At 37.3% G+C, this 20,416-nt stretch carries 30 protein-coding genes, 1 other RNA gene and 1 other annotated feature; all 31 genes read right to left on the bottom strand.

Annotated features, from left to right (window positions below; genetic code table 11):
• Positions 1–15: 15 nt before the first annotated feature.
• Positions 16–567: a ribosomal protein S18-alanine N-acetyltransferase gene (gene rimI / locus Q0R51_RS04350; protein WP_294756983.1), complete on the bottom strand. Its 552-nt coding sequence runs from the start codon at positions 565–567 to the stop codon at positions 16–18.
• Positions 551–1,297 (bottom strand): tRNA (adenosine(37)-N6)-threonylcarbamoyltransferase complex dimerization subunit type 1 TsaB, encoded by a 747-nt coding sequence (gene tsaB, locus Q0R51_RS04345; protein WP_294756981.1) that lies wholly within the window; start codon positions 1,295–1,297, stop codon positions 551–553. Before tsaB ends, rimI begins: the two co-directional genes overlap by 17 nt.
• A 28-nt stretch (positions 1,298–1,325) precedes the next feature.
• Positions 1,326–1,844: a folate family ECF transporter S component gene (locus Q0R51_RS04340; protein WP_294756980.1), complete on the bottom strand. Its 519-nt coding sequence runs from the start codon at positions 1,842–1,844 to the stop codon at positions 1,326–1,328.
• A 55-nt stretch (positions 1,845–1,899) separates the two neighbouring features.
• On the bottom strand, positions 1,900–2,637 hold the full coding sequence (locus Q0R51_RS04335) for an acyl-[acyl-carrier-protein] thioesterase (protein ID WP_294756979.1): 738 nt from the start codon (positions 2,635–2,637) through the stop codon (positions 1,900–1,902).
• Positions 2,638–2,645: 8 nt separating this feature from the next.
• On the bottom strand, positions 2,646–3,500 hold the full coding sequence (gene rsmI, locus Q0R51_RS04330; protein ID WP_294756978.1) for a 16S rRNA (cytidine(1402)-2'-O)-methyltransferase: 855 nt from the start codon (positions 3,498–3,500) through the stop codon (positions 2,646–2,648).
• A gap of 12 nt (positions 3,501–3,512) precedes the next feature.
• The gene (gene yabA, locus Q0R51_RS04325) at positions 3,513–3,848 is read right to left on the bottom strand and encodes a DNA replication initiation control protein YabA (RefSeq protein ID WP_294756976.1); all 336 of its coding nucleotides are present in this window, start codon (positions 3,846–3,848) and stop codon (positions 3,513–3,515) included.
• Between the two features lie 9 nt (positions 3,849–3,857).
• Positions 3,858–4,718: a DNA polymerase III subunit delta gene (locus Q0R51_RS04320; protein WP_294756974.1), complete on the bottom strand. Its 861-nt coding sequence runs from the start codon at positions 4,716–4,718 to the stop codon at positions 3,858–3,860.
• A complete protein-coding gene (locus Q0R51_RS04315; RefSeq protein ID WP_046325268.1) occupies positions 4,718–5,041 on the bottom strand; it encodes a cyclic-di-AMP receptor in 324 nt (107 codons plus the stop codon). Before Q0R51_RS04315 ends, Q0R51_RS04320 begins: the two co-directional genes overlap by 1 nt.
• A gap of 5 nt (positions 5,042–5,046) precedes the next feature.
• The gene (gene tmk / locus Q0R51_RS04310) at positions 5,047–5,694 is read right to left on the bottom strand and encodes a dTMP kinase (RefSeq protein ID WP_294756972.1); all 648 of its coding nucleotides are present in this window, start codon (positions 5,692–5,694) and stop codon (positions 5,047–5,049) included.
• A gap of 103 nt (positions 5,695–5,797) precedes the next feature.
• Positions 5,798–6,028: a YaaL family protein gene (locus Q0R51_RS04305; RefSeq protein ID WP_122026303.1), complete on the bottom strand. Its 231-nt coding sequence runs from the start codon at positions 6,026–6,028 to the stop codon at positions 5,798–5,800.
• Positions 6,028–6,627: a recombination mediator RecR gene (gene recR, locus Q0R51_RS04300; RefSeq protein WP_046325271.1), complete on the bottom strand. Its 600-nt coding sequence runs from the start codon at positions 6,625–6,627 to the stop codon at positions 6,028–6,030. Before recR ends, Q0R51_RS04305 begins: the two co-directional genes overlap by 1 nt.
• Positions 6,628–6,957, bottom strand: a complete 330-nt coding sequence (locus tag Q0R51_RS04295; RefSeq protein WP_046325272.1) for a YbaB/EbfC family nucleoid-associated protein — start codon at positions 6,955–6,957, stop codon at positions 6,628–6,630.
• 19 nt (positions 6,958–6,976) lie between these two features.
• Entirely contained in the window at positions 6,977–8,782 is a 1,806-nt protein-coding gene (gene dnaX / locus Q0R51_RS04290) for a DNA polymerase III subunit gamma/tau (RefSeq protein ID WP_294756967.1), read from the bottom strand.
• 54 nt (positions 8,783–8,836) lie between these two features.
• Positions 8,837–8,934: signal recognition particle sRNA small type (ffs, locus tag Q0R51_RS04285), an RNA gene on the bottom strand.
• A 27-nt stretch (positions 8,935–8,961) separates the two neighbouring features.
• A complete protein-coding gene (tadA, locus tag Q0R51_RS04280) occupies positions 8,962–9,471 on the bottom strand; it encodes a tRNA adenosine(34) deaminase TadA (protein WP_294756965.1) in 510 nt (169 codons plus the stop codon).
• Positions 9,471–10,091, bottom strand: coding sequence for a class I SAM-dependent methyltransferase (locus tag Q0R51_RS04275; RefSeq protein ID WP_294756963.1), 621 nt, complete (start codon positions 10,089–10,091; stop codon positions 9,471–9,473). The genes tadA and Q0R51_RS04275 overlap by 1 nt, the downstream gene beginning before the upstream one ends.
• Positions 10,092–10,245: 154 nt before the next feature.
• Positions 10,246–11,175, bottom strand: a complete 930-nt coding sequence (locus Q0R51_RS04270; protein WP_294756962.1) for an SLAP domain-containing protein — start codon at positions 11,173–11,175, stop codon at positions 10,246–10,248.
• A 228-nt stretch (positions 11,176–11,403) separates the two neighbouring features.
• Entirely contained in the window at positions 11,404–11,769 is a 366-nt protein-coding gene (rplL, locus tag Q0R51_RS04265; RefSeq protein WP_046325276.1) for a 50S ribosomal protein L7/L12, read from the bottom strand.
• 43 nt (positions 11,770–11,812) lie between these two features.
• The gene (rplJ, locus tag Q0R51_RS04260) at positions 11,813–12,322 is read right to left on the bottom strand and encodes a 50S ribosomal protein L10 (RefSeq protein ID WP_046325277.1); all 510 of its coding nucleotides are present in this window, start codon (positions 12,320–12,322) and stop codon (positions 11,813–11,815) included.
• A 38-nt stretch (positions 12,323–12,360) separates the two neighbouring features.
• Positions 12,361–12,484, bottom strand: a sequence feature (ribosomal protein L10 leader region).
• Positions 12,485–12,517: 33 nt separating this feature from the next.
• Entirely contained in the window at positions 12,518–13,192 is a 675-nt protein-coding gene (gene phoU, locus Q0R51_RS04255) for a phosphate signaling complex protein PhoU (protein ID WP_294756956.1), read from the bottom strand.
• Positions 13,193–13,207: 15 nt separating this feature from the next.
• Positions 13,208–13,963: a phosphate ABC transporter ATP-binding protein PstB gene (gene pstB / locus Q0R51_RS04250; RefSeq protein WP_046325279.1), complete on the bottom strand. Its 756-nt coding sequence runs from the start codon at positions 13,961–13,963 to the stop codon at positions 13,208–13,210.
• Positions 13,964–13,977: 14 nt separating this feature from the next.
• The gene (gene pstB / locus Q0R51_RS04245; RefSeq protein WP_046325280.1) at positions 13,978–14,778 is read right to left on the bottom strand and encodes a phosphate ABC transporter ATP-binding protein PstB; all 801 of its coding nucleotides are present in this window, start codon (positions 14,776–14,778) and stop codon (positions 13,978–13,980) included.
• 10 nt (positions 14,779–14,788) lie between these two features.
• Complete coding sequence (gene pstA, locus Q0R51_RS04240; RefSeq protein WP_046325281.1) at positions 14,789–15,682, bottom strand: phosphate ABC transporter permease PstA; 894 nt, start codon at positions 15,680–15,682, stop codon at positions 14,789–14,791.
• Positions 15,683–15,689: 7 nt separating this feature from the next.
• Positions 15,690–16,682: a phosphate ABC transporter permease subunit PstC gene (gene pstC / locus Q0R51_RS04235; protein WP_046325282.1), complete on the bottom strand. Its 993-nt coding sequence runs from the start codon at positions 16,680–16,682 to the stop codon at positions 15,690–15,692.
• Between the two features lies 1 nt (position 16,683).
• Entirely contained in the window at positions 16,684–17,550 is an 867-nt protein-coding gene (locus tag Q0R51_RS04230) for a phosphate ABC transporter substrate-binding protein (protein ID WP_294756949.1), read from the bottom strand.
• A 137-nt stretch (positions 17,551–17,687) separates the two neighbouring features.
• A complete protein-coding gene (gene rplA / locus Q0R51_RS04225) occupies positions 17,688–18,380 on the bottom strand; it encodes a 50S ribosomal protein L1 (RefSeq protein ID WP_038523574.1) in 693 nt (230 codons plus the stop codon).
• A 70-nt stretch (positions 18,381–18,450) separates the two neighbouring features.
• Entirely contained in the window at positions 18,451–18,876 is a 426-nt protein-coding gene (gene rplK / locus Q0R51_RS04220) for a 50S ribosomal protein L11 (RefSeq protein ID WP_046325284.1), read from the bottom strand.
• A 127-nt stretch (positions 18,877–19,003) separates the two neighbouring features.
• Positions 19,004–19,552 (bottom strand): transcription termination/antitermination protein NusG, encoded by a 549-nt coding sequence (nusG, locus tag Q0R51_RS04215; protein WP_038523578.1) that lies wholly within the window; start codon positions 19,550–19,552, stop codon positions 19,004–19,006.
• Positions 19,553–19,654: 102 nt separating this feature from the next.
• A complete protein-coding gene (gene secE / locus Q0R51_RS04210; RefSeq protein WP_110446374.1) occupies positions 19,655–19,825 on the bottom strand; it encodes a preprotein translocase subunit SecE in 171 nt (56 codons plus the stop codon).
• Positions 19,826–19,828: 3 nt separating this feature from the next.
• Entirely contained in the window at positions 19,829–19,978 is a 150-nt protein-coding gene (gene rpmG, locus Q0R51_RS04205) for a 50S ribosomal protein L33 (RefSeq protein ID WP_110446375.1), read from the bottom strand.
• 192 nt (positions 19,979–20,170) lie between these two features.
• A complete protein-coding gene (locus Q0R51_RS04200) occupies positions 20,171–20,389 on the bottom strand; it encodes a hypothetical protein (protein WP_110446376.1) in 219 nt (72 codons plus the stop codon).
• Positions 20,390–20,416: the final 27 nt, after the last annotated feature.

Below are 20,416 nucleotides of genomic sequence, written 5' to 3'. Positions count from 1 at the left end.
TTAATTTCCTTTCTTTTAGTCACTTGCCAATTTAAGCACCATGTTAAACGCGTTTTGCTTAGAGTCCTGATAATAATTGGGCCAGACGAAAGTTGTAACAAAACCTAATTTTTGATATAACTTTTGGGCATTCAAATTATCCTCTCTTACTTCCAGGCTAAGTTCCTCACAGCCTTTTTCTTGGGCAATTTCAATTACTTTTCTGATTAAATAAGTACCTATGCCTCTTTTTTGCCAAGCGGAATCAACCATTAAATTGGTAATGTGCGCCTTCCTATTATCAATTCGGACACCAATTAGCCCAACTACCAATTGCGACTGCAGCACAAGTAAATAAAGTGAATTCTTTTTGCCCAATTCAGTTTGAAAAATTGCTCCGCTCCAAGGCTCCTCTCCTTGATATAAACTTTGCTCAAGTAACAATATCGCAGAAATGTCCTCAAATTGCGCTTGTCTAATATCCAGAATAGAGTGATTGATAATGAATTTTTCAGGAATAAAGTTAACAAACTTTTTCTTTTGCGCCACAAATAAAAAAGGCCAGAAACACTTAAACTTCTTCCACATAGTTACTGTCAGGTTTGTATGCTTCTCCGGTCTTTTTATGCCAATCAATTTCAGCTTGTGTGCGCCGTAAATAGTTTGGCAACAACTGGTCAGGATCATCGGGTTGAACATCCACAGCCAGCTTGCCTATTAAGCCGCCATGAACAACATTTTGTTTTTCTGTCCCAAAATTAAAGGGAATATTTATCTTTTTGATGGCCTCTTTTTGTTTTTCAAAGCCAGAACCAACATAAATAACATTTTCCAGATTGTTATTTGCACAATATTCTGCTACTGCGCTTAAAAGTGTGTCAATATGATAGTGCCCATCAGGTATTACACATTCAGGACCCCAATCATCTTGCTTATTGACATAAGCACCCGCAAAGTAATTGTCATTACGAGCATCAATTCCAGCCACTATTAAAGTGCCTTCTTCTGCACAACTTGCAGCCAGTGCTTGTAAAGTAGATATGCCTACTACCTCTTTATGTAAAATGCTGGCAAACATTTTTACTGTCGTAACACCAATCCGTAAACCAGTGTATGAACCTGGTCCAATTGCAACGGCAAAACGGTCGATTTCTGCCAATCTTAAATTATTTTCTTTTAAAATTTCGGCAATTAATGGATCCAAATGCGCGCTGTGATTGCGCTGGTCAAATTCATTCTTTTCCTTAATTATTTTAGCATCGTCATTTAAAGCCACACTTAAATTATTTGTCGCGGTCGACATACTCAAAATTTTCATTCTAAAATATTTTTACTCTTTTCGAAAATTACCTGTTAATCCTAACTCTTGAAATTGCGTTTAAAACAAAATAACTAACAACCATTTCCACCCAGGGGGTAATGGCTTCCTTCGGAATTCGCTGAATAAGCGCGGCAGAGTAGTCCATACCATATAAAAGATGAACCCAAAGTGTATTTAAGCCTATATTAACAACAACTGTCACTAATAAAGTTGCCAAAATAATCCGCCAAATTTTGACTGGTTTTTGATAAAAAACTAAGCCATAAATAAACGGACCAATCATTGCACTGAGGGTAAAGCCGATAAAAAAGCCACCCTGATTACCAAATAGAGCCGATGAAACCAAATCACTGATTCCACCGCCAACGCTGCCCCATATAGGTCCAAATAAGTATCCCAGCATCACGCTTCCGATGAAACCCAAACTTACATGAACAACAGCTGATCCAACTGTGAAACGACTAAGAATAATCTTCATTGCGACAATAATTCCTAAGAGTACAAGATCACGCAATTCGACCTTGAATAGTTCTTTAATAGTCATTTGCAGCACTTTCTTTCTTTAATTAAATTGTGTTAGAACACAAAAAATAATTATATTATATTTTGCGCCAAGTTAGTTCACAAACAGCTTTATCATTTTTATCATCGTCTGCAATCGCATGAAATGATTTTATAATGTCTCCGTCTTCAATTACACTTACACATGCATATGGTGTTTGGGCATAACGGACTTCAAGGTTAAATTTAATATCAATAGTCTTGACAATATGATTTTTTAAAAAATCGCGGTCAAGCGTATCAAGAAACCAATTAAAATAGTGACCATTAGTCATGTGATGGTTGGTATCCAAATCATCATAGCGTACGCGATACTGCCGTTTTTTCTCGTAATTTTCCTGGACCCGCAGTCTTGGAAAACGAGGCAGCTTTTTCAAGAGGGGTATTCCCAATTCAGCCATCATTTCTTTATCAGTTGATACTAATTTGCGGGTCTTTAAATCAAATAAAACCCATTCACTTTTTACTGCTATCAACTCATTTCCAGTCTGATCGGTAAATACATAATTTCTATATTCCAAAAAACGGTTATAGCCAAATGGCTCAGTTGTAAGTATAATTTCTTCATTTGGATGGGGCAGGCGGGCAATTTCCATATGATATTGCGTCACGACCCAACCTAATCCCCTCTTGGTCAAAGCGTTAGTACTACCATTACCTGAATCTAATTGATGCTCCGAAACACTCATCATCAAATCAATCATCGCAGGTAATTTTAAATTTTTATTTTCATCACATTCATAATAATTTACAATATGTTTTTCACTGTACTTCATAATTTCACCTACTTTTGATGATAACGTTCATATAACTCATTTTTTGAAACGTGATTTTCCTGAGCAATCTCCTTAATTGCCATTTTTTTGCTTTTTCCTTTAGCAACCAACTGCTCTACTAACGCAATTAGTGCAGTCCAAGATAATTTTTCAGCTTGCTTGGTATTTGGTGAAACCAAAATCACAAATTCACCTCTTGGCGCATTTTGCTCAAAATAAGTAGTTACTTCACTGATTGTACCACGAACAAACTCCTCGTGAATCTTAGTCAGTTCTCTGGCGACAACAATTTTACGCTCAGAATCTAGAATTTCAGACAAATTATTAAGAGTTTTAACCAACCTATGTGGTGCTTCATAAAAAACAGAAGTTGCGCGTGCTTTATTCATTTGTTCAAAAAAGGACTTTTGCTCACTCTTTTTACGCGGTAAAAAGCCATAATAAGTAAATGGCTGAGCATCAAAGCCAGAGGCAATCAAGGCAGTAGTAAAGGCGGAAGCACCTGGTAAAGGGACAACTGGAATATTATTTTTGATACACTCTTGCACCAAGATATATCCCGGATCAGAAATGACGGGCATTCCAGCGTCACTAATTTCTGCGATAACTGCACCCTTCGTCATTAATTTAATCAATTCGGGCGCTCTTTCCTTTGAATTATACTTATGAAAGGAAAGCATATGATTATGGACCCCAATTTTTTCAAGTAGGATGCCACTTGTTCTGGTATCTTCAGCTGCGATATAATCAGCTTCCTGTAAAACTTTTTTTGCTCTAATCGTAATGTCTTCCAAATTACCAATCGGAGTTGGCACTAGATAAAGCTTACCATTTTCTTGGGCATAACTACTTTGCCTCTGCATTTGATCAGTCCTTTAATGTTTCTTATTTTTTTCACCGAAATTATCAAGAATATCCAGGCAAAACATGCAGTCTGTATTAGGATCACGGTGAGAGCCATAGTACATATTGCAAATATGATAACCTGAGCTGTAAATTTGCCGCAAAGATTCAAGGCCACTTTGAGTTTTTACGGTACTATTGTGGGCATTATTCATTTTGTCCATTTTTTCGCGCAGCAATTGATTCTCTACTTTTAATTCAGTATTTTCTTTTAAAGTCTCTAAAATACTATTCTCTAAACTTTCGATTGTTTTGGTCATGCTGACCATCGAATCGTGAAGCTGCTCTAACTTTGAATATGAATCCACCACGAACACCTACCGTTTCCACTGCAAAGCAAGAAAATCAAGTAAATTACGAAAACTAACATTGCTGTACTGCATCTTATCAACTTCAAGCAAATACTTTAGCATTCTTGCTCCATCATCTTGATGATTATTTTCTAATTCCTCTTGTGCCCATTTCTTAAGTAAAAAGAGAATATAATTTTGTTCACTTTTACTTCTCGCTATTTCTGCTAACTGGTGCGCACTGACAAGTGCTAATGAATTGTGCTCAATCATTTCTTGATAAAAATATTTAGTATCTTTATCTAATTTAGCCGTATCTTCCAGCTCGCTAACTTCACTGGGACTGAAGCCATTTGCTAATAATTCCGCACTTTTACCATTCTCTTTGTCATTATTCGCAAAATTAATAATCTGAGTACGTGACCGAATTGTTGGCAAAATTTGATCAGTATTATTGGTGATTAAAATTGTAACGACAGGTGCAATAGGCTCTTCTAGTAAATTAAGCAAAGCATTAGCTGCAGGCAAAGTTAACTTTTGTGCTTCATTAATAAAAAAGAAACGGACACTGCTTTGAACCGGACTTTTAGCCAATTCTTCTTTTAAAATGCGCACTTGATCGATGCCCAAAGTTTGCTTGCCTTCGGGCTTTACCAGCAAAACATCCGGGTGATTGCCTGAAATAATCTGCCGGCAGTTCTGACAAGTACCATCTGGTTTTTTACTACCACTACAATTAAAAAGACAGGCTAACCAATAGGCTGTATTTAAAGCCTGAATTTCATTAGCATCAACGAATAAGTAACTGTGCGCCAGTTTATTTTGTTCAAATGCCTGACGCAAAAATTCAGTTTGCTTCTGGCCCGCTTCCTTAATATTGACAGACATTAGAATTGCTTAAATTCTTCAACAGGCAAGACAAAGCAAGTAGCCCCACCAACTGTAATTTTTATCGGTTGACTACTAATATCAAAGCCTGTCATTACCATATTCGGATTCATATATTCTTCACGTGATTTGGATTCATCCTTGATAATACGCAAAACTTGTTTAACATGCTTATCATCTATACCGATAAGAAAGGTCGTATTACCTTCACTAAGAAATCCACCTGTTGTAGCAAGTTTAGTTGCGCGAATACTCTCTTTAACAAAGGTACGCTGCAAACGGTTAGCATCTTCTTTTTGAACAATTGCAACTATTAATTTCATCTTAATCAGTCCTTTAACAAATCTGCTGGTAATCGGTTTGCAATTATTTTAACACAATCCTCTACAACCAAATTGAGTGGTTTATTTGCATTAACTACCACTATTCTTTTAGGATAAGCTTGATTTACTTCTTGATAGCCCCAGTAAACTTTTTGATGAAAAATTAATTTTTCCTGTTCCAAACGGTCTTCTTGACCAGCTCGCTCTTTAGCAATTCTGTCTAAGCCAACTTGCGGTTTAACGTCGAGAAAAATAGTGAGATCGGGTTCAATTTTACTGGTGGCAAAATCATTAATCTGTTTCACAGCGGCAATACCCAAATCTCGTCCTGCTCCTTGATAAGCAAGTGAACTATCAACAAATCGATCAGAGAAAACTACCTTACCAGCTTTAAGAGCCGGTATCACAGTTTCAAACATGTGTTGGCTGCGAGACGCTGCATAAAGCAATGCTTCAGTTTTAGCGGACATTTCTTCATTCACAGGATCCAAAATTAATTGCCGGATTTTTTCTGCAATTTTTGAGCCTCCAGGTTCCCTAGTTACTAGATATTGTGTCTTAAGTCTAGGACCTATTTGAGCTACAACCTGCTTTAAAACTGTACTTTTTCCTGACCCATCTGGTCCTTCGAAACTGATAAAATAACTTTTCATAAAACTCTCCATGTTTCTATTTTACAAGAGTTCTCTTTATATGAACACCCCAACGTACTTTTAATTTTTGCGCAAAATAAAAAGTCCTTTCACTAAGGACTTTTTAGTCTGAAATCGCATTAGAAAAACCACTAAATCTTGTATGACGATGACGAGCTTCATTATATAAAAAAGAATATTTTGCTCTTAAAATTTTACCTGATACCACGTTATCCTCAGACATATCAAGTGTCGTTGGATCAAGATTTTTTTGAACAGCAATCTGCTCCTGCAAATCTTCAATTGTGGCCATTAATAATTCGTCACCCATTTTTTTAACTTTATTACGAGCCATTAGATTGAAGTTCTCCCTTGTACCGCTCTTTTTAAAGTAATCGAATTAGCATATTCAATATCACTACCGACAGCCAAACCAGCAGCCAGGCGGGTTACTTTAATTCCAGCAGGCTTAATTAGTTTGCTAATATACATCGCTGTTGATTCACCTTCGGGAGTTGAATTTAAAGCTAAAATAACCTCTTTGACATCATCCTGTTTTTGCAAGCGAACAATCAGTGACTTAATATTAATTTCTTCTGGCCCAATACCATCCATTGGTGATAAAACACCGTGCAGAACATGATATAGACCACTATATTCACCCATGTCTTCAAAAGCCATCACGTCTTTAGGCTGTTCAACCACCATAATAGTCGACTGGTCACGTTCAGGATTACTGCAGATTAGGCACGGATCCTTTTCCGTAATGTTGCCACAAATAGAACAGCGATGAAGCTTTTCTTTTACCTCCGTTAGTGCTGTACTAAAGCCGTGAACATCTTCATCTGGCATATCAAGAGTATAAAAAGCAAGCCTTGTTGCTGTTTTTTCACCAATACCAGGTAATTTCATATAAGAATCAATTAAATGCGCAATCGGTGCTGGATATTGCAATTAAATCATACCCTTCGTATACTTGCCTAAACTTTGCTGCGTAGCTTGATCAATTTCTTGCAGACCTTTGTTAACAGCATCAATAACTAAATCTTGCAGCATATCTGGATCATCCGGGTCGATTGCATCCTTATTAATGGTAATATTTTTTAATTTACGATCACCACTAAAAGTAGCTACAACTAAATCATCTGCAGATTTGCCCACAAATTCCTGGGCGGTAATATTTTCTTGTTCCTGAGCCATTTGCTCTTGCAATTTTTTGGCCTGTTTCATCATTTGTTGCATATTCATACCGCCCATGGCACCAAAATTAGGTCTTTTACTCATTATCTTGTCTCCTTAAATTCTAGTCTTTAACATTTACTGTGTCACCAAATAACTCTTTGGCTTTATCCACTATCTGCTTATCTGATTCAGCCTGTTCTGATTCTGAATCTTTTTGCTTTTGCTTATCAAGTAATTCTTTACCATGTTTCTGTATAAATTCTTTACGTACTGTGGCCCAATCTTCATCAGGTACTAGCACTATTTCATAACTATGCTTAGTAAATTTAGCAATTTCTTCAGTCAAAATATCTAATAAATTGCCATCTTCACTAGCTTTTTCAAACCAAAGGGTGTATTTACATTTCATTACTACTTGATTCGCACTAGCAGCAACCGGCTCAAGTACATCTAACAAAGCTCTTTGCGAAACACCCAAAACAGATTGCAAATCGGGCCAAACATTTTTGATAGCGGTGAGGTCATCCTTCGTAGCATTTTCTAACACATGATAAACCTGCTTACGATTTTGTTGATTGGCCTTTTTTCTGTTTTTACTTGCTTTTTTGGGTTTTGCGACAGACTTGGTTTTAGTACCTTTCGCACCACTTTGATTAAAGCGGTCGCTTGCAGCATTATCAAGATGAAAAATCTGATCGCTGTTTCTAGTTTGTTTTTTACTTAAACTGGCAACTTTTTTGGTTAAAGCCGTAACTTGCTTCTTTAACGCTGCTATTTCTTCCATCAAATCCGGGTCAGCATTTTGAGAATTGGCAGACCCTGATATAACATTCTTAGAGTCCGCCGTACTAGCCTTTTTCCCAGCACATTCAACTACAAATACTTCTAGCGGAATTTGCTGCTGATTAGTATAACGTAAATCATTTAATGCGGTATTAGCCGCAGAAATTAATTGAAAATAGCGTTTAGGAGCAACTTCCTTAATCTGTTCAATAAAGTCATCGTTTAAAAAGAGGTTCTGGCTACTGTCATTGGTTTTAATAACCATTAAGGCATTAGTCGCCATTTCAATAAGTTCATCTAAAATATTTTTCGTACTAGCACCATTAGCAAGTTCGGTTTGTGCTAAAGATAATGCTTTAGTTGCATCCTCATTCAATATAGCTAATAAAATCTGTTCAATTTTTTCTTTAGCGGCAAATCCAGTTATTTCAAGAGCCGAATCATACTCAACTTTGTTTTTGTCAAAACTCAACAGTTGGTCTAAGATACTCAAAGCATCCCGCATACCACCATCAGCTACCTGAGCAATCACAGCCAAAGCCTTATCTTCATAACTGATCTTTTCTTGCTCCAGTATATACTTCATTCGCTTTTCTAGGTCAGCTTGCGAGATACGTTTGAAATTGTAACGCTGAGTTCTTGATATTATTGTTGCCGGCACTTTTTGCAGTTCAGTAGTAGCTAAGATGAAAACAACGTGCTCTGGCGGTTCTTCAAGGGTTTTAAGCAAAGCATTGAATGCACCCATTGACAACATATGGACTTCATCAATGATATATACTTTGTATTTACCCTGAGTTGGTGCGTATTTTACTTTATCTCTGATGTCGCGTATTTCATCAACACCATTATTGGAAGCCGCATCAATCTCCATAATATCCGCCATTGCACCTTTATCAGCTGCCAGGCAATTAGCACATTGATTACATGGTTCACCGTCCTGCAGGTTGGTACAATTCAAAGCTTTAGCAAAGATCTTGGCACAGGAAGTTTTCCCAGTACCACGTGGCCCAGCAAATAAAAAGGCATGGGAGATTGTACCGCGCTTAATTGCATTTTTCAAAGTATCCGTAATATCATTTTGACCAATCACACTAGCAAAAGTGCGCGGTCTCCATTTGCGGTATAACGCTTGATAAGCCATTGATCAGTCTTCCCTAGTAAAAAACTCTTAACTCTTGCGAAAGAGTTAAGAGTTTGTAATTATCTAATAAAAGGCACATGCCCGAGCAACCTTAGTGCTGCTACCTTCCGGTCCTGACACGCTTTGGAGGTCAAACATTGCCCATAAGATATATTACCTTATTTTACAGTATTTTTCCACTAATTTGCGAAATTTTTACCAGAGTCTTTTGCTGCTTTCTGCTTTTGTCTGATCTCTTTGAAAAAGCTTTTCAGCATTTGACTGGCTTCTTCACGATATAGTCCCCGAATTACGTGGGGATGATGGTTAAATTTGGCTATTTCAAAAAGGTTAACCACGCTGCCAGCTGCACCAGCTTTAGGATCAAGTGCACCAAAAAAGACATTTTTAATGCGGGAATTAATAATTGCACCCGCACACATTGGACAAGGCTCTAAGGTGACAAAAAGACTGCAGTCAATTAAACGCCAGGTACCGAACTTTGAGCAAGCTTGCCTGATTGCAATCATTTCGGCATGTTGCGTCGCGTCTTGGTCTAATTCTCGCCGGTTAAACCCTTCTCCAATAACTTGCCCATCTGGCGCAATTATTACGGCGCCAATTGGAACTTCCCCAAAGCTTTGCGCTTTTTCGGCCTGTTTAAAAGCTAGTTGCATAAAATTCTTTTTGTCAGTGCTTGAAAATGGCATTACCTATTCACCGCCTGCAATACATAGTAACCTTTATCTCTTTTTAATATCACACAGTTACCAAAAGTTTTAATTAGCAATTTGCGCGCACTGGGTTCTCCCTGCTTCTTCTGAATTACGGCTAACAAAACGCCATTTTGGATAAGGTGGCTCTTGGCACCATTTAAGATATTAGAAACGACGCTCTTTCCTGCTCGAATAGGCGGATTAGTCACAATTAAACCAAATTTTGGTTCGTCAGAAACCTTTTCGTAAACATCTGACTTATAAATATTGACATTTTTTATTCCATTAACTGCAGCGTTTCCTTTTGCCAGAACCAGTCCTCGCTCGTTAATATCAACCATATCTACAGTTTGATCGGGCCAAAATTTGGCTGCAAACAGTCCAATAGGACCATAACCAGTTCCGACATCCAGAATGTTATTTTGAGGGAAAACAATGTTTGCCATTTCTTTAATTAAGACACCTGAACCGTAATCTACGCGCGTTTTGGAAAAAACTCCTGCATCAGTGGTAAATTTAAGATCAATCCCATTAACTTGATAGTCAATGACACGTTCATTATGCGCAGAAGTTGGATTTTCAGTGAAATACATTTGATTTTCTTTATCAGTCATAATTTGCTCATTTCTTAAAACCTTATCTAATTAATTTTAGCGGACAATAGTATTTTTGCAAACAAAATAAAAATCTAACTATGTTAGAAACCTATTTCAAAACATAATTAGATTTATTATTTTTATAATTAAAACTTTTATTTAAGTTTAGTAATTAATAAATTACACCAACTGAAGAATATATCTGCTCGCTTTCATTTTCTGCTATTGCACCCAGACCAATTGTTTTGGCACTCGGATCGAGTAAAATATCACGGTGACCCCAATTAGATTCAGCATCATTATAGATATATTCGTAAATCATATTGTCAGCAACTAGCGCACTGCTTGCGTTTTTCGTAGCATCAAGCAAACTATTGTCTGAGTGGTTCACGTCTACACCCCAAGGAAACATTGCTAAGCATTCTGCTGTACTGTGACGCTTGACTCCAGCTTTATTAAAGAAATCATTCAAAATGAAATTGCCAGCAGCATCAACATGTGCAAAATTATCAGGCAATAATTTTGTTCTATTTTGAACTACTTCATCAAGATTAGCATCTTCACTAACAGCATTAAGTCCACGTTGAGCTCTTTCTTCATTCAATTTTTTTAAAAATTCTTGTCTAAATTCACTAAGAGAAAAACTTTCAATTTTTGCGTTCTTTTTAGCAGTCTGAGTTGTACCTGTATTGGTCGAATTTGGTGGTGTTACTTTATCTTGGGTAGCGGAAGGGTTTGTCGGATTTGCCGGCAACTTTTGTGGTTTTTTAGCTTTCGCTTTTAAAGTAGTAACATCTTTGGCCAAAATCAGCTTATTTTTAGTCACAAAATAAAACTTCTTACCTCTTATTTTGGTGGCTTTTTTAATAACAGTTAATTTTCTGCCTTTTTTCAAAACTTTTTTCTTTAACTTGCGCCCTTTATTGTTATATAAATTTGCTTTCCTTTTGACCTTCACCCTTTTTACTGCTGGCGCCTTTAAAACAATACTGCCCGATACTGACTTAGCTGCAGTAACTCTTGAGTCAACAAATAACCCACTTGCAATACTTGTGATTGCTACTGCTGCAGCCACAAGTTTATGATAATTAATCTTTTTCATTTACTTCTCCTTTTGTTTTTCTGTACATTTTTATCTGTACATTTTTAAATCAATAATAGCACCAACCTTTTAACAAATAAATAACTATCTTTTTTATTATATTATAAGGTGTTATTAGTAGTTATGAAACCTAAATGTATAGTAAAACAATTTCCTTAGGTAATATAAAAAGGACGTACCTGCTTATCGCAAATACGTCCTTTATTAGCTTGGTTAGCTAGACTACAATTATTTAACTGTAACTGTAGCGCCAACTTCTTCAAGCTTAGATTTAATGTCATTAGCTTCGTCTTCAGAAACGCCTTCCTTAACGTTCTTAGGAGCGCCATCAACAAGATCTTTTGAGTCCTTAAGGCCAAGTCCAGTAATATCACGGACAGCCTTAATAACCTTAACCTTTTCTTGGCCAGCTTCTGTCAATTCAACATCAAATGATGTCTTAGCAGCAGCTTCGCCACCAGCAGCACCTGCAGCAGCAACTGGAGCAGCAGCAGAAACACCAAATTCATCTTCAATAGCCTTTACTAGGTCATTTAATTCAAGAATTGAAGCACCTTTTAAGTCTTCAATAATCTTATCAGTATCTAAAGCCATACTTATTTTATCCTCCAAAATTTTTAGATATAAATTACATTATTTATTCTGCAGATTCATCTTTTGAATCAGCAACAGCTTTAACAGCATATGCGAAATTGCGTACTGGAGCTTGTAATACAGAAACAAGCATTGACAGTAAACCTTCGCGTCCAGGAATGGCAGCAAGCTCTTTGATTTCTTCTTTAGAAGTCAATTTGCCTTCTAGCATACCACCCTTAATGTCGATAACATCATAATTATCTTCGTACTTAGAAACAATACGTGCTGGTTCAGTAATATCTTCAGCATTATCAGTATAAATTACAGCAGTAGGACCAACAAAAGTCTCTTCAAGGCCTTCAATACCAGCCTTAGCAGCAGCACGTCTTAAGTAAGTATTCTTAACAACCTTCATGTTAACGTCGTTTTCACGAAGTTCCTTACGCATGTTAGTAACTTCTTCAACAGTTAAGCCAAGGTAATCAATTACCAAGATTGCTTTTGCAGCTTTAAGTTCTTCAGCAAACGCGTCAACGAACTTCTCTTTTTCAGCAATAGCAGCTTTACTCACTCGATTTCACCTCCATCAAATTAATAATAAATTCCATCAGGCCCAAATAAAAACTCCATGCCAAGAAAGACATGGAGCTTCAAACTCTTCATTATCTTCTGGCCTCGGCGGGAAATTAAGGCGTCATGCCACCCGAGTCTTAGGTAGAATTTACTTTATTAAATATAACAGGATTATATTCTAAATGCAAGTTAATTATTTTTCTTTCGGATCAGGCTTAATTAATTCGAATAATTCACCCGAAGTTTTATAAATTACCCAACTCGCCAAGTTCACAATGTGATCGCTAATTCTTTCAAGTAATCTAATAATGACAAAATAGCTGGCAGAAGCCACTGCAGCATCAGGTTCTTGTTCAACTCCGTCTATAATCATTTGTCTGGCGTTTTTATAATCCTTATAAACTTTGGCATGACCAAGTACCATTTGTCTGGCATCTTTTTCATTTTCCTGAACATAAGCCGTTAATACTTGTACCAGCATTTCGCGCACCTGATGAGTCATGTTGGAAATTATCTTTTCAACATCTGGCAGACGTGGATTACCTTTAACTCTGACAGTTTCAATAGCAATGCTATTAGCATTTTCTCCTATTCTTTCTAAGTCTGTTGTAGCTTTTAAAATGCTGATAACAACTCGGAAGTCAGTCGCAACCGGCTGCTGTAAAGCCATTAGTTCCAAAGCCTTTTTTTCTATTTTAACAGCCTCTTTGGCAACTTCCTTATCTTCCGCAATCATTTGTTGCGCTGCTTTTTTATCATGTTCGACGAAAGAACGCGTACCTCTATCGATCAGGTCATTAACTAAAACTCCCATCTCCATAAACCGAGCATTCAATTTCTTCAATTCGTCTAAAAATATTTCGTGCATAATCCACCTCCAAATTTAGCCAAAACGGCCATTAAGATAATTGTTTGTCATTTCTTTCTTAGGTGACAAGAACATTTCCTGTGTCGAACCAGATTCGATCAACTCACCATTCATTAGAAAAGCTACTTGGTCTGAAACCCGACTCGCTTGTTGCAAGTTATGTGTCACCATGATGAAAGTATATTTTTGCTTTAATGCCATTAACGTTTCTTCAATTTCAGAACTTGATATTGGGTCTAAAGCAGAAGTTGGTTCATCAAGCAAAACCACTTCCGGCCTAATTGCCAGCGCCCGGGCTATGCAGATACGTTGTTGTTGTCCTCCTGAAAAAGCAAGGGCATTGCGCTGCAGGCTATCTTTTGTTTCGTTCCAAATTGCAGCTTGCTTTAAACTTTCTTCAACTCTCTGCTCAATCAGTTCCTTATCTTTGACCCCAGCTATACGCAAGCCGTAAGCGACGTTATCAAAAACTGAAAACGGAAACGGTGTTGGTTGCTGGAATACCATACCCACTTTCTTACGTAAAGCAACTAAGTCGATATGAGAATGATAGATATCTTTACCTTCTAACAAAATTTCACCGGTGATTTTAATATCATCAATATCGTCATTCATGCGATTTAGGCAACGCAAGAAGGTTGATTTGCCGCAACCAGAAGGCCCGATCAAGGCGGTCAATTTTTGGGCAGGAAATGCTAAACTAATTCCATGTAAAGCTTCAAAATTGCCGTATTTAAGTTTAACATTTTTTGCCTCCATTACATTTGTCATTAATAACGCCACCTTTATCCAAAACTACCTTGAATGTACTTTTCAGTGATTTCACCTTGAGGATTAGTAAAAATATTGGTTGTAGTATCATATTCTAGCGCATGTCCCAGATGAAAGAATGCTGTATACTCACTAATTCTTGAAGCCTGCTGCATATTGTGAGTTACCATAACCATGGTATATTTTTTGCGCAGTTGCTTCAGCGTATCTTCAAGCTTGGCAGTAGACACCGGATCCAAGGCACTGGCCGGTTCATCTAGAAGTAAAATTTCTGGTTTTAAAGCAATGGCTCGAGCAATACACAGTCTTTGCTGCTGACCCCCAGAAAGAGCTAGAGCACTCTGATCCAGCTTATCTTTGACTTCATCCCACAAAGCTGCAGCTCTAAGACTTTCCTCAACTATCTGATCTAGTTTCTTTTTGTTCTGTTGACCGTTAGCTTTCAAAGCATAAGTGATATTTTCTCTAATTGATTTAGGAAAAGGATTGGGTTTTTGAAAAACCATACCGATTGCTTTACGCAATTCATAGACATTAATTTTACTTTGGTTAACATCAAGATTATGAAACATAATGCTGCCATCAACCCGGGCTACCCGATCATTCATACGATTAAGTGAACGCAGGAAAGTTGATTTTCCTGATCCAGAAGCTCCAATTAAAGCAGTAATTGTATTTTTCTTAAAGCCCAAACTGACATCAAATAACTTCTGGACAGTACCACCATAGAAAACACTCAAATTTTTCGTTGATATTGCACACTCATCCTCAGCAAAGGTCTTAATGTAGCTTTTTTGATTTTGCCAATTTTCCATAAGAACCCTCCTACTTTATCTTGGCAGCGGTTAACCGTTTATAGATCCAGTTGCCAAGTGCACGTGCACCAAAGTTAAAGATGATAACCACAATTACTAACAGCGCTGAAGTCGCAGCAGACACCACGTTAACATCAGGAATAATACCTTCAGTATTTACTTTCCAAATGTGTACAGCTAATGTCTCAGCGGGACGCATAATATTTAAAAAACTAGTAGGACTAAACATATTCCAGTTTGAATAATCTACGGTAGAGCCGCTCTGCCCGGCTGTGTAAATTAAAGCAGCAGCTTCGCCAAAGACTCTTCCGGCGCTCAAAATCACTCCAGTAATTATTCCAGGAAGAGCAGCTGGTAAAACAATACCGTGAATAGTTTTCCAATTTGATAGCCCCAAAGCCCAGCCAGCTTCTCTTTGCGTCTGAGGAACTCCTTTAATTGCTTCTTCGATATTACTGGTCAAAGTAGGTAAATTAAAAAAAGTTAGTGCTAAAGCACCAGCAAGGATGGAAAAGCCCAAGCCAAACTGAACTACAAACAGCAGATAGCCAAAAAGACCGACAACAATTGATGGTAATGAACTCAAAATTTCGATAGTAGTTCTAATCAATTGCGTAAACCAGTTGTCTGGGGCGTATTCAGCTAAATAAATAGCAGCTCCCAGAGCGATTGGCAGGGAAATAATCAAAGTTAAAAGTAAAAGGTAGAGAGAATTAAACAGTTGGTCTCTAATTCCGCCTCCTGCTTCAAAGGATGAGGAAGCTGAACTTAAGAAATGCCAAGATAAGTGTGGGATTCCGGAAACCAAAATATTACCTAAAATTCCCACCAAAAGCAATATAACAATTCCCACTAAAAAGTAAATTACGCCAGTAGCAATTCGATTTGTTTTTTTTGCATTCATAATACTACTAACTCTTCTTTCCAATTAAATGTACTAAGAAATTGAACACCAATGACATAATTAATAGTAAAAGTGCCAATGACCATAACGCATTATTAGGTAAAGTTCCCATAACAGTATTACCCATTTGACTAGTCAATTGACTTGTTAAAGTAGCAGCCGGACTTACCAAGTTATAAGGCATTAGAACCGCATTTCCGATTGCCATTTGAACAGCCAGGGCCTCCCCAAAAGCACGAGCCATACCAAAGATAATAGCTGTCATAATACGGGAACGCGCAGCCCTTAAAACAACGTGATATATAGTCTGCCATTTTGTCGCGCCCAATGCAGAGGAAGATTTACGCAAATCCTTAGGAATCGCTTTAAACGCATCAACAGTTAGAGAAGTAATTGTCGGCAAAACCATTACAAAAAGTATTAATGTTGCTGTCAAAATACCAAAACCTGTTCCGCCAAAAATTGTTCTGACAGCCGGAACCACTACCATTAAACCAATAAAGCCGTAAACTACGGATGGTATTCCTACTAATAACTCCATTACCGATTGCAATAGTTGCACCCTTTTGCCTGATTCATATTCAGTCATAAATAGTGCTACGGCAATGGAAAAAGGTGTCGCAATTAGCGCTGCAAGTAGAGTTACTGCAAACGAAGTTACAATCATTGCTGCTGCCCCAACGTGGTTCTTACCAGCACCGGGATTCCAGTCAGTAGAAAAAAGAAAATGAAAGATATTTACCTTATTATCAATGAAAGTGGCCAAGCCATGCATCCCAACAAAGCCAATAATTGCAATAATTAGTATGCCAATTAAGATAATTGCTAAAAATGTTAGTCCTCTGCCCCACCACTCTTGTCGGGTCTCTTTTGATGGCTTGGTCAGACGATCAACATCAATATTTTTAGGATCAATGCCTTTAAACTTAACGTGAGGTACTTTTTGTTCGGCAATTGCATTTTCAACCACTTGCTGTAAGTCTTGTTCTTTTTTTGCCATTTTATTTACCTATCTTTGTAACCTTATTTTGACTATTGCGTGTTACTTTCATTTCGTGAACACTTATATAGCCTATTTTGGGAACCAAATCTTTTTGTACTTTTTTACTTAGTACATATTTGATAAAAGCGGCCGTTGCCTTATTGGGCTTGCCTTTTGTATACATATGCTCATAGGACCAAAGCGGCCACTTATTCGTAGGAATATTTTTATTTTCGGGCTGAACATGATTTATACTTATTTTTTGAATATTTTGGTCATTTGCGTAGGGAAAAGAAATATAAGAAATAGTACCAGGTGTTGAATTAACAATCTTTTTAACCGTACCGTTAGAATCTTGCTCTTGAGAATTTACCGCGTCTTTTCCTTTTAAAATCAAATCTTCAAATGTAGATCTTGTACCACTGCCACGTGAACGATTAATCACAATGATTGACTGATTTTTGCCACCTACTTGACGCCAGTTTGTAATTTTGCCGGTAAAAATATCAGAAAGCTGTTTCGGTGATAAATTTTTAACCCCAACGCCTTTATTAGCAATCGGAACAATTCCCACTACAGCGACTGGATAATCTTCCAGTTTTTTGGCATCAATACCTTTTTGTGTTTCCGCATAAACATCTGAAGTACCCACTTCAACAGCTCCGGCTTGCACTTGACTTAAACCGGTACCGGAACCTCCGCCCTGAACCACAATATTGCTGCTCATATGGGCCAGGTGATAATCATTACCTGCTTGTTCTATTAAAGGCTGTAAGGCACTGGAGCCAACTATAGTAATTTTTTCCCGGTTTTGACTGCAGCCAGTTAAAAAAAGGGGTATAAACAAGATTAATGCTAGCAGTACACCCAAATTACTTTTTTTCATAATAATTCCCTCAATTAGACAAATAAATTCAGCTTTAGTTTATCAAAACTTTCACCATAGACCAATCATAAATACTTGCAAAGAGAAAAAAAGCAACTTGCCAAGATAGCAAAGTTGCTTTAGTTAACTATTTTGTTTTAGTCCAAATTTAATGGATCAAGTTTAATTCCAGGGCCAAAGGTTGCAGCCACAGCTACGCTCTTAATGTATTGACCCTTAGCTGCTGATGGACGTGCACGTAAAATAACGTCACGCAGCGCATCAAAGTTTTCAATTAACTGTTCATCAGTAAATGAAACTTTTCCGATAGCAGCATGAATAGCAGCTTGACGGTCAACACGGTATTCAACCTGACCAGCCTTAACATTCTTAACGGCTTTTTCAATATCCATTGTTACAGTACCGGTCTTAGGGTTTGGCATCAAGCCTTTAGGTCCTAAAATACGACCTAAGCGACCAACTTTAGCCATCATTGTTGGTGTAGCAACAACAACATCAAAGTCTAAGTAGCCATTTTGTACTTTTTCAACCAGATCGTCAGAACCAACTTCGTCAGCTCCAGCCGCTTTAGCTTGTTCAGCTTGTGGACCATCGGCAAAAACAATCACCTTTTGGGTCTTACCAGTACCGTTAGGCAATACCAGTGAACCACGAATTTGTTGGTCAGCCTGTTTAGGGTCAACGCTTAAGTTGTATGAAACCTCAACTGATGCATCAAAGCCTGCATATGAAGTTTCTTTAACTAATTTAATTGCTTCAGCAACTGAATATAATTTCTTTGAATCTACTTTTTTAGCAGCTTCTAAATATTTTTTACCATGCTTTGGCATGTGATTTCCTCCTTAATATGTGGTCAAGCGAGTTTAAACTCTCCCACCTAAATTGTTATAAATAACAGGATTAGTCTTCGACTTCGATACCCATGCTTCTAGCAGTACCTTCGATCATCCGCATAGCAGCTTCGACATCAGCAGCGTTAAGGTCCTTCATCTTTGTTTCAGCAATTTCCTTAACTTGATCCTTGGTAACCTTACCAACTTTCTTGGTATTAGGTTCACCAGATGCCTTATCGATCTTAGCAGCTTGTTTCAAAAGAACTGGAGCTGGTGGAGTCTTAGTTACGAAGTCGAATGAACGATCTTCGTAGACTGTGATGACTACAGGAATTATCATGCCTTTTTGGTCAGCAGTTCTAGCATTGAAGTCCTTAGTAAAACCAACAATGTTAATACCTGCTTGACCTAAAGCTGGACCAACTGGTGGAGCGGGTGTTGCAGCACCAGCTGGAATTTGTAATTTAACAACATTTACAACTTTCTTTGCCACGGTCAAAACCTCCTTGATTCCGTGCGTGGTTAAAATGGAAAAGTTACCTACTTTTCCTCCCACAATAATAAAAGTACTTTAATATACTATCATCAATTTAGCAATTTTGCAATAATTGACCTATTTATTAACTAATCTTCTTCACTTGATCATAGTCAAGCTCAGTGGTAGTAGCACGGCCAAACATGTCAACCGAAACAAACAACTTATATTTATCAGGCTGAATTTCAGTAATTTTGCCTTCAACGCCATTAAAAGCGCCATCAATAATAGTAACAGTTTCCCCAACTTCAAAGTCAATTTGTGGTCTTTTAGCCGGTTCACCTTGTTGACGTAAGAGTCTATTTACTTCTTCTTCTAAAAGAGGAGATGGTTTGGAGCCACCACCGTGTGAACCCACAAAGCCAGTTACATTTGGCGTATTACGCACGACAAACCAGCTTTCATCCGTCATTACCATCTCCACCAGAACATATCCCGGAAAGATTTTTTCTTCTACTTCTTTTTTCTTATTATTTACTTTTTCAATTTTTTCTTGCTCAGGAACCATAACGCGAAAGATATAATCTTGCATTCCCATACTTTGTGCACGTGATAATAGATCCGATTTAACTTTATCTTCATATCCTGAGTAAGTATGAAGTACATACCACTGCTTCTTAGTTGTTTCTACCATTATTAGAAATTCTCCTTTTATTTTTGGCAAACAAAAAAGCCTCTTGCGTCAGAGGACTTTTATAACTTATTTCATTGTACCACAAACAGAGAAACTGTGCTATTACATAACAATTTGAGTAATATTGGTTAGCAATAAATCAAGCAAACCTAAATATGCTGCAAACAAAATTGAGGAAACAATTACGATTGCTGTGTCATGACGATTTTGTTTAGCAGTTGGCCAAGTAACCAAACGCATTTCTTCAACTACACTTTTAAAAAATTTAACCATAACTTACCTCGTTTCCTTATGTATAGTCATTTTACCGCAATGCTTACAAAACTTTTTCAATTCAAGCCGCTGAGTGCGATTTTTACTTGCGGTGATTGAGTAATTACGAGAGCCGCAAATACTGCAGGCCAAAGATGCTTTTTTCACTGCCATAATCTCACTTCCAAACTATTGTATTTTAGCAAAAATTAATTGCTTAAGCAATTAATTTAATAATTACCTATAAAATTGATTAAGTTCAAGCTTACAAAAATATAATAAAAGCAGTTGCTTCTTCAAGCAGCTGCTTTATAGTGGCCAAACTATTGCGTGACCACTGTGCGTAGAACATTGTATTAGTCGGATTTACTTCTTAAGATTTTCGTTTACGAAGGATTCGATTTTATCGTCAGTATCTTTTAGGAATGGGAGCATAGCTTCCTCAGTCTTAATGGTATCTTTACCATTCTTTTCCATAAAATAATCCCAAAGAGCATCTCTAACTGGAAGATCTGAATCACTCCAGTCAAAAACTTCTTTCATGTGACGATCTAACAATGCAGTCTTCATAACATCTTCTGCCATCTTAACTACCTCCTAAAAATTATTCTA

Origin of the sequence: uncultured Lactobacillus sp. (genome assembly GCF_946477725.1) — a bacterium.
Classification (GTDB): domain Bacteria; phylum Bacillota; class Bacilli; order Lactobacillales; family Lactobacillaceae; genus Lactobacillus.
This window is presented reverse-complemented; position numbering and strand designations above follow the sequence as displayed.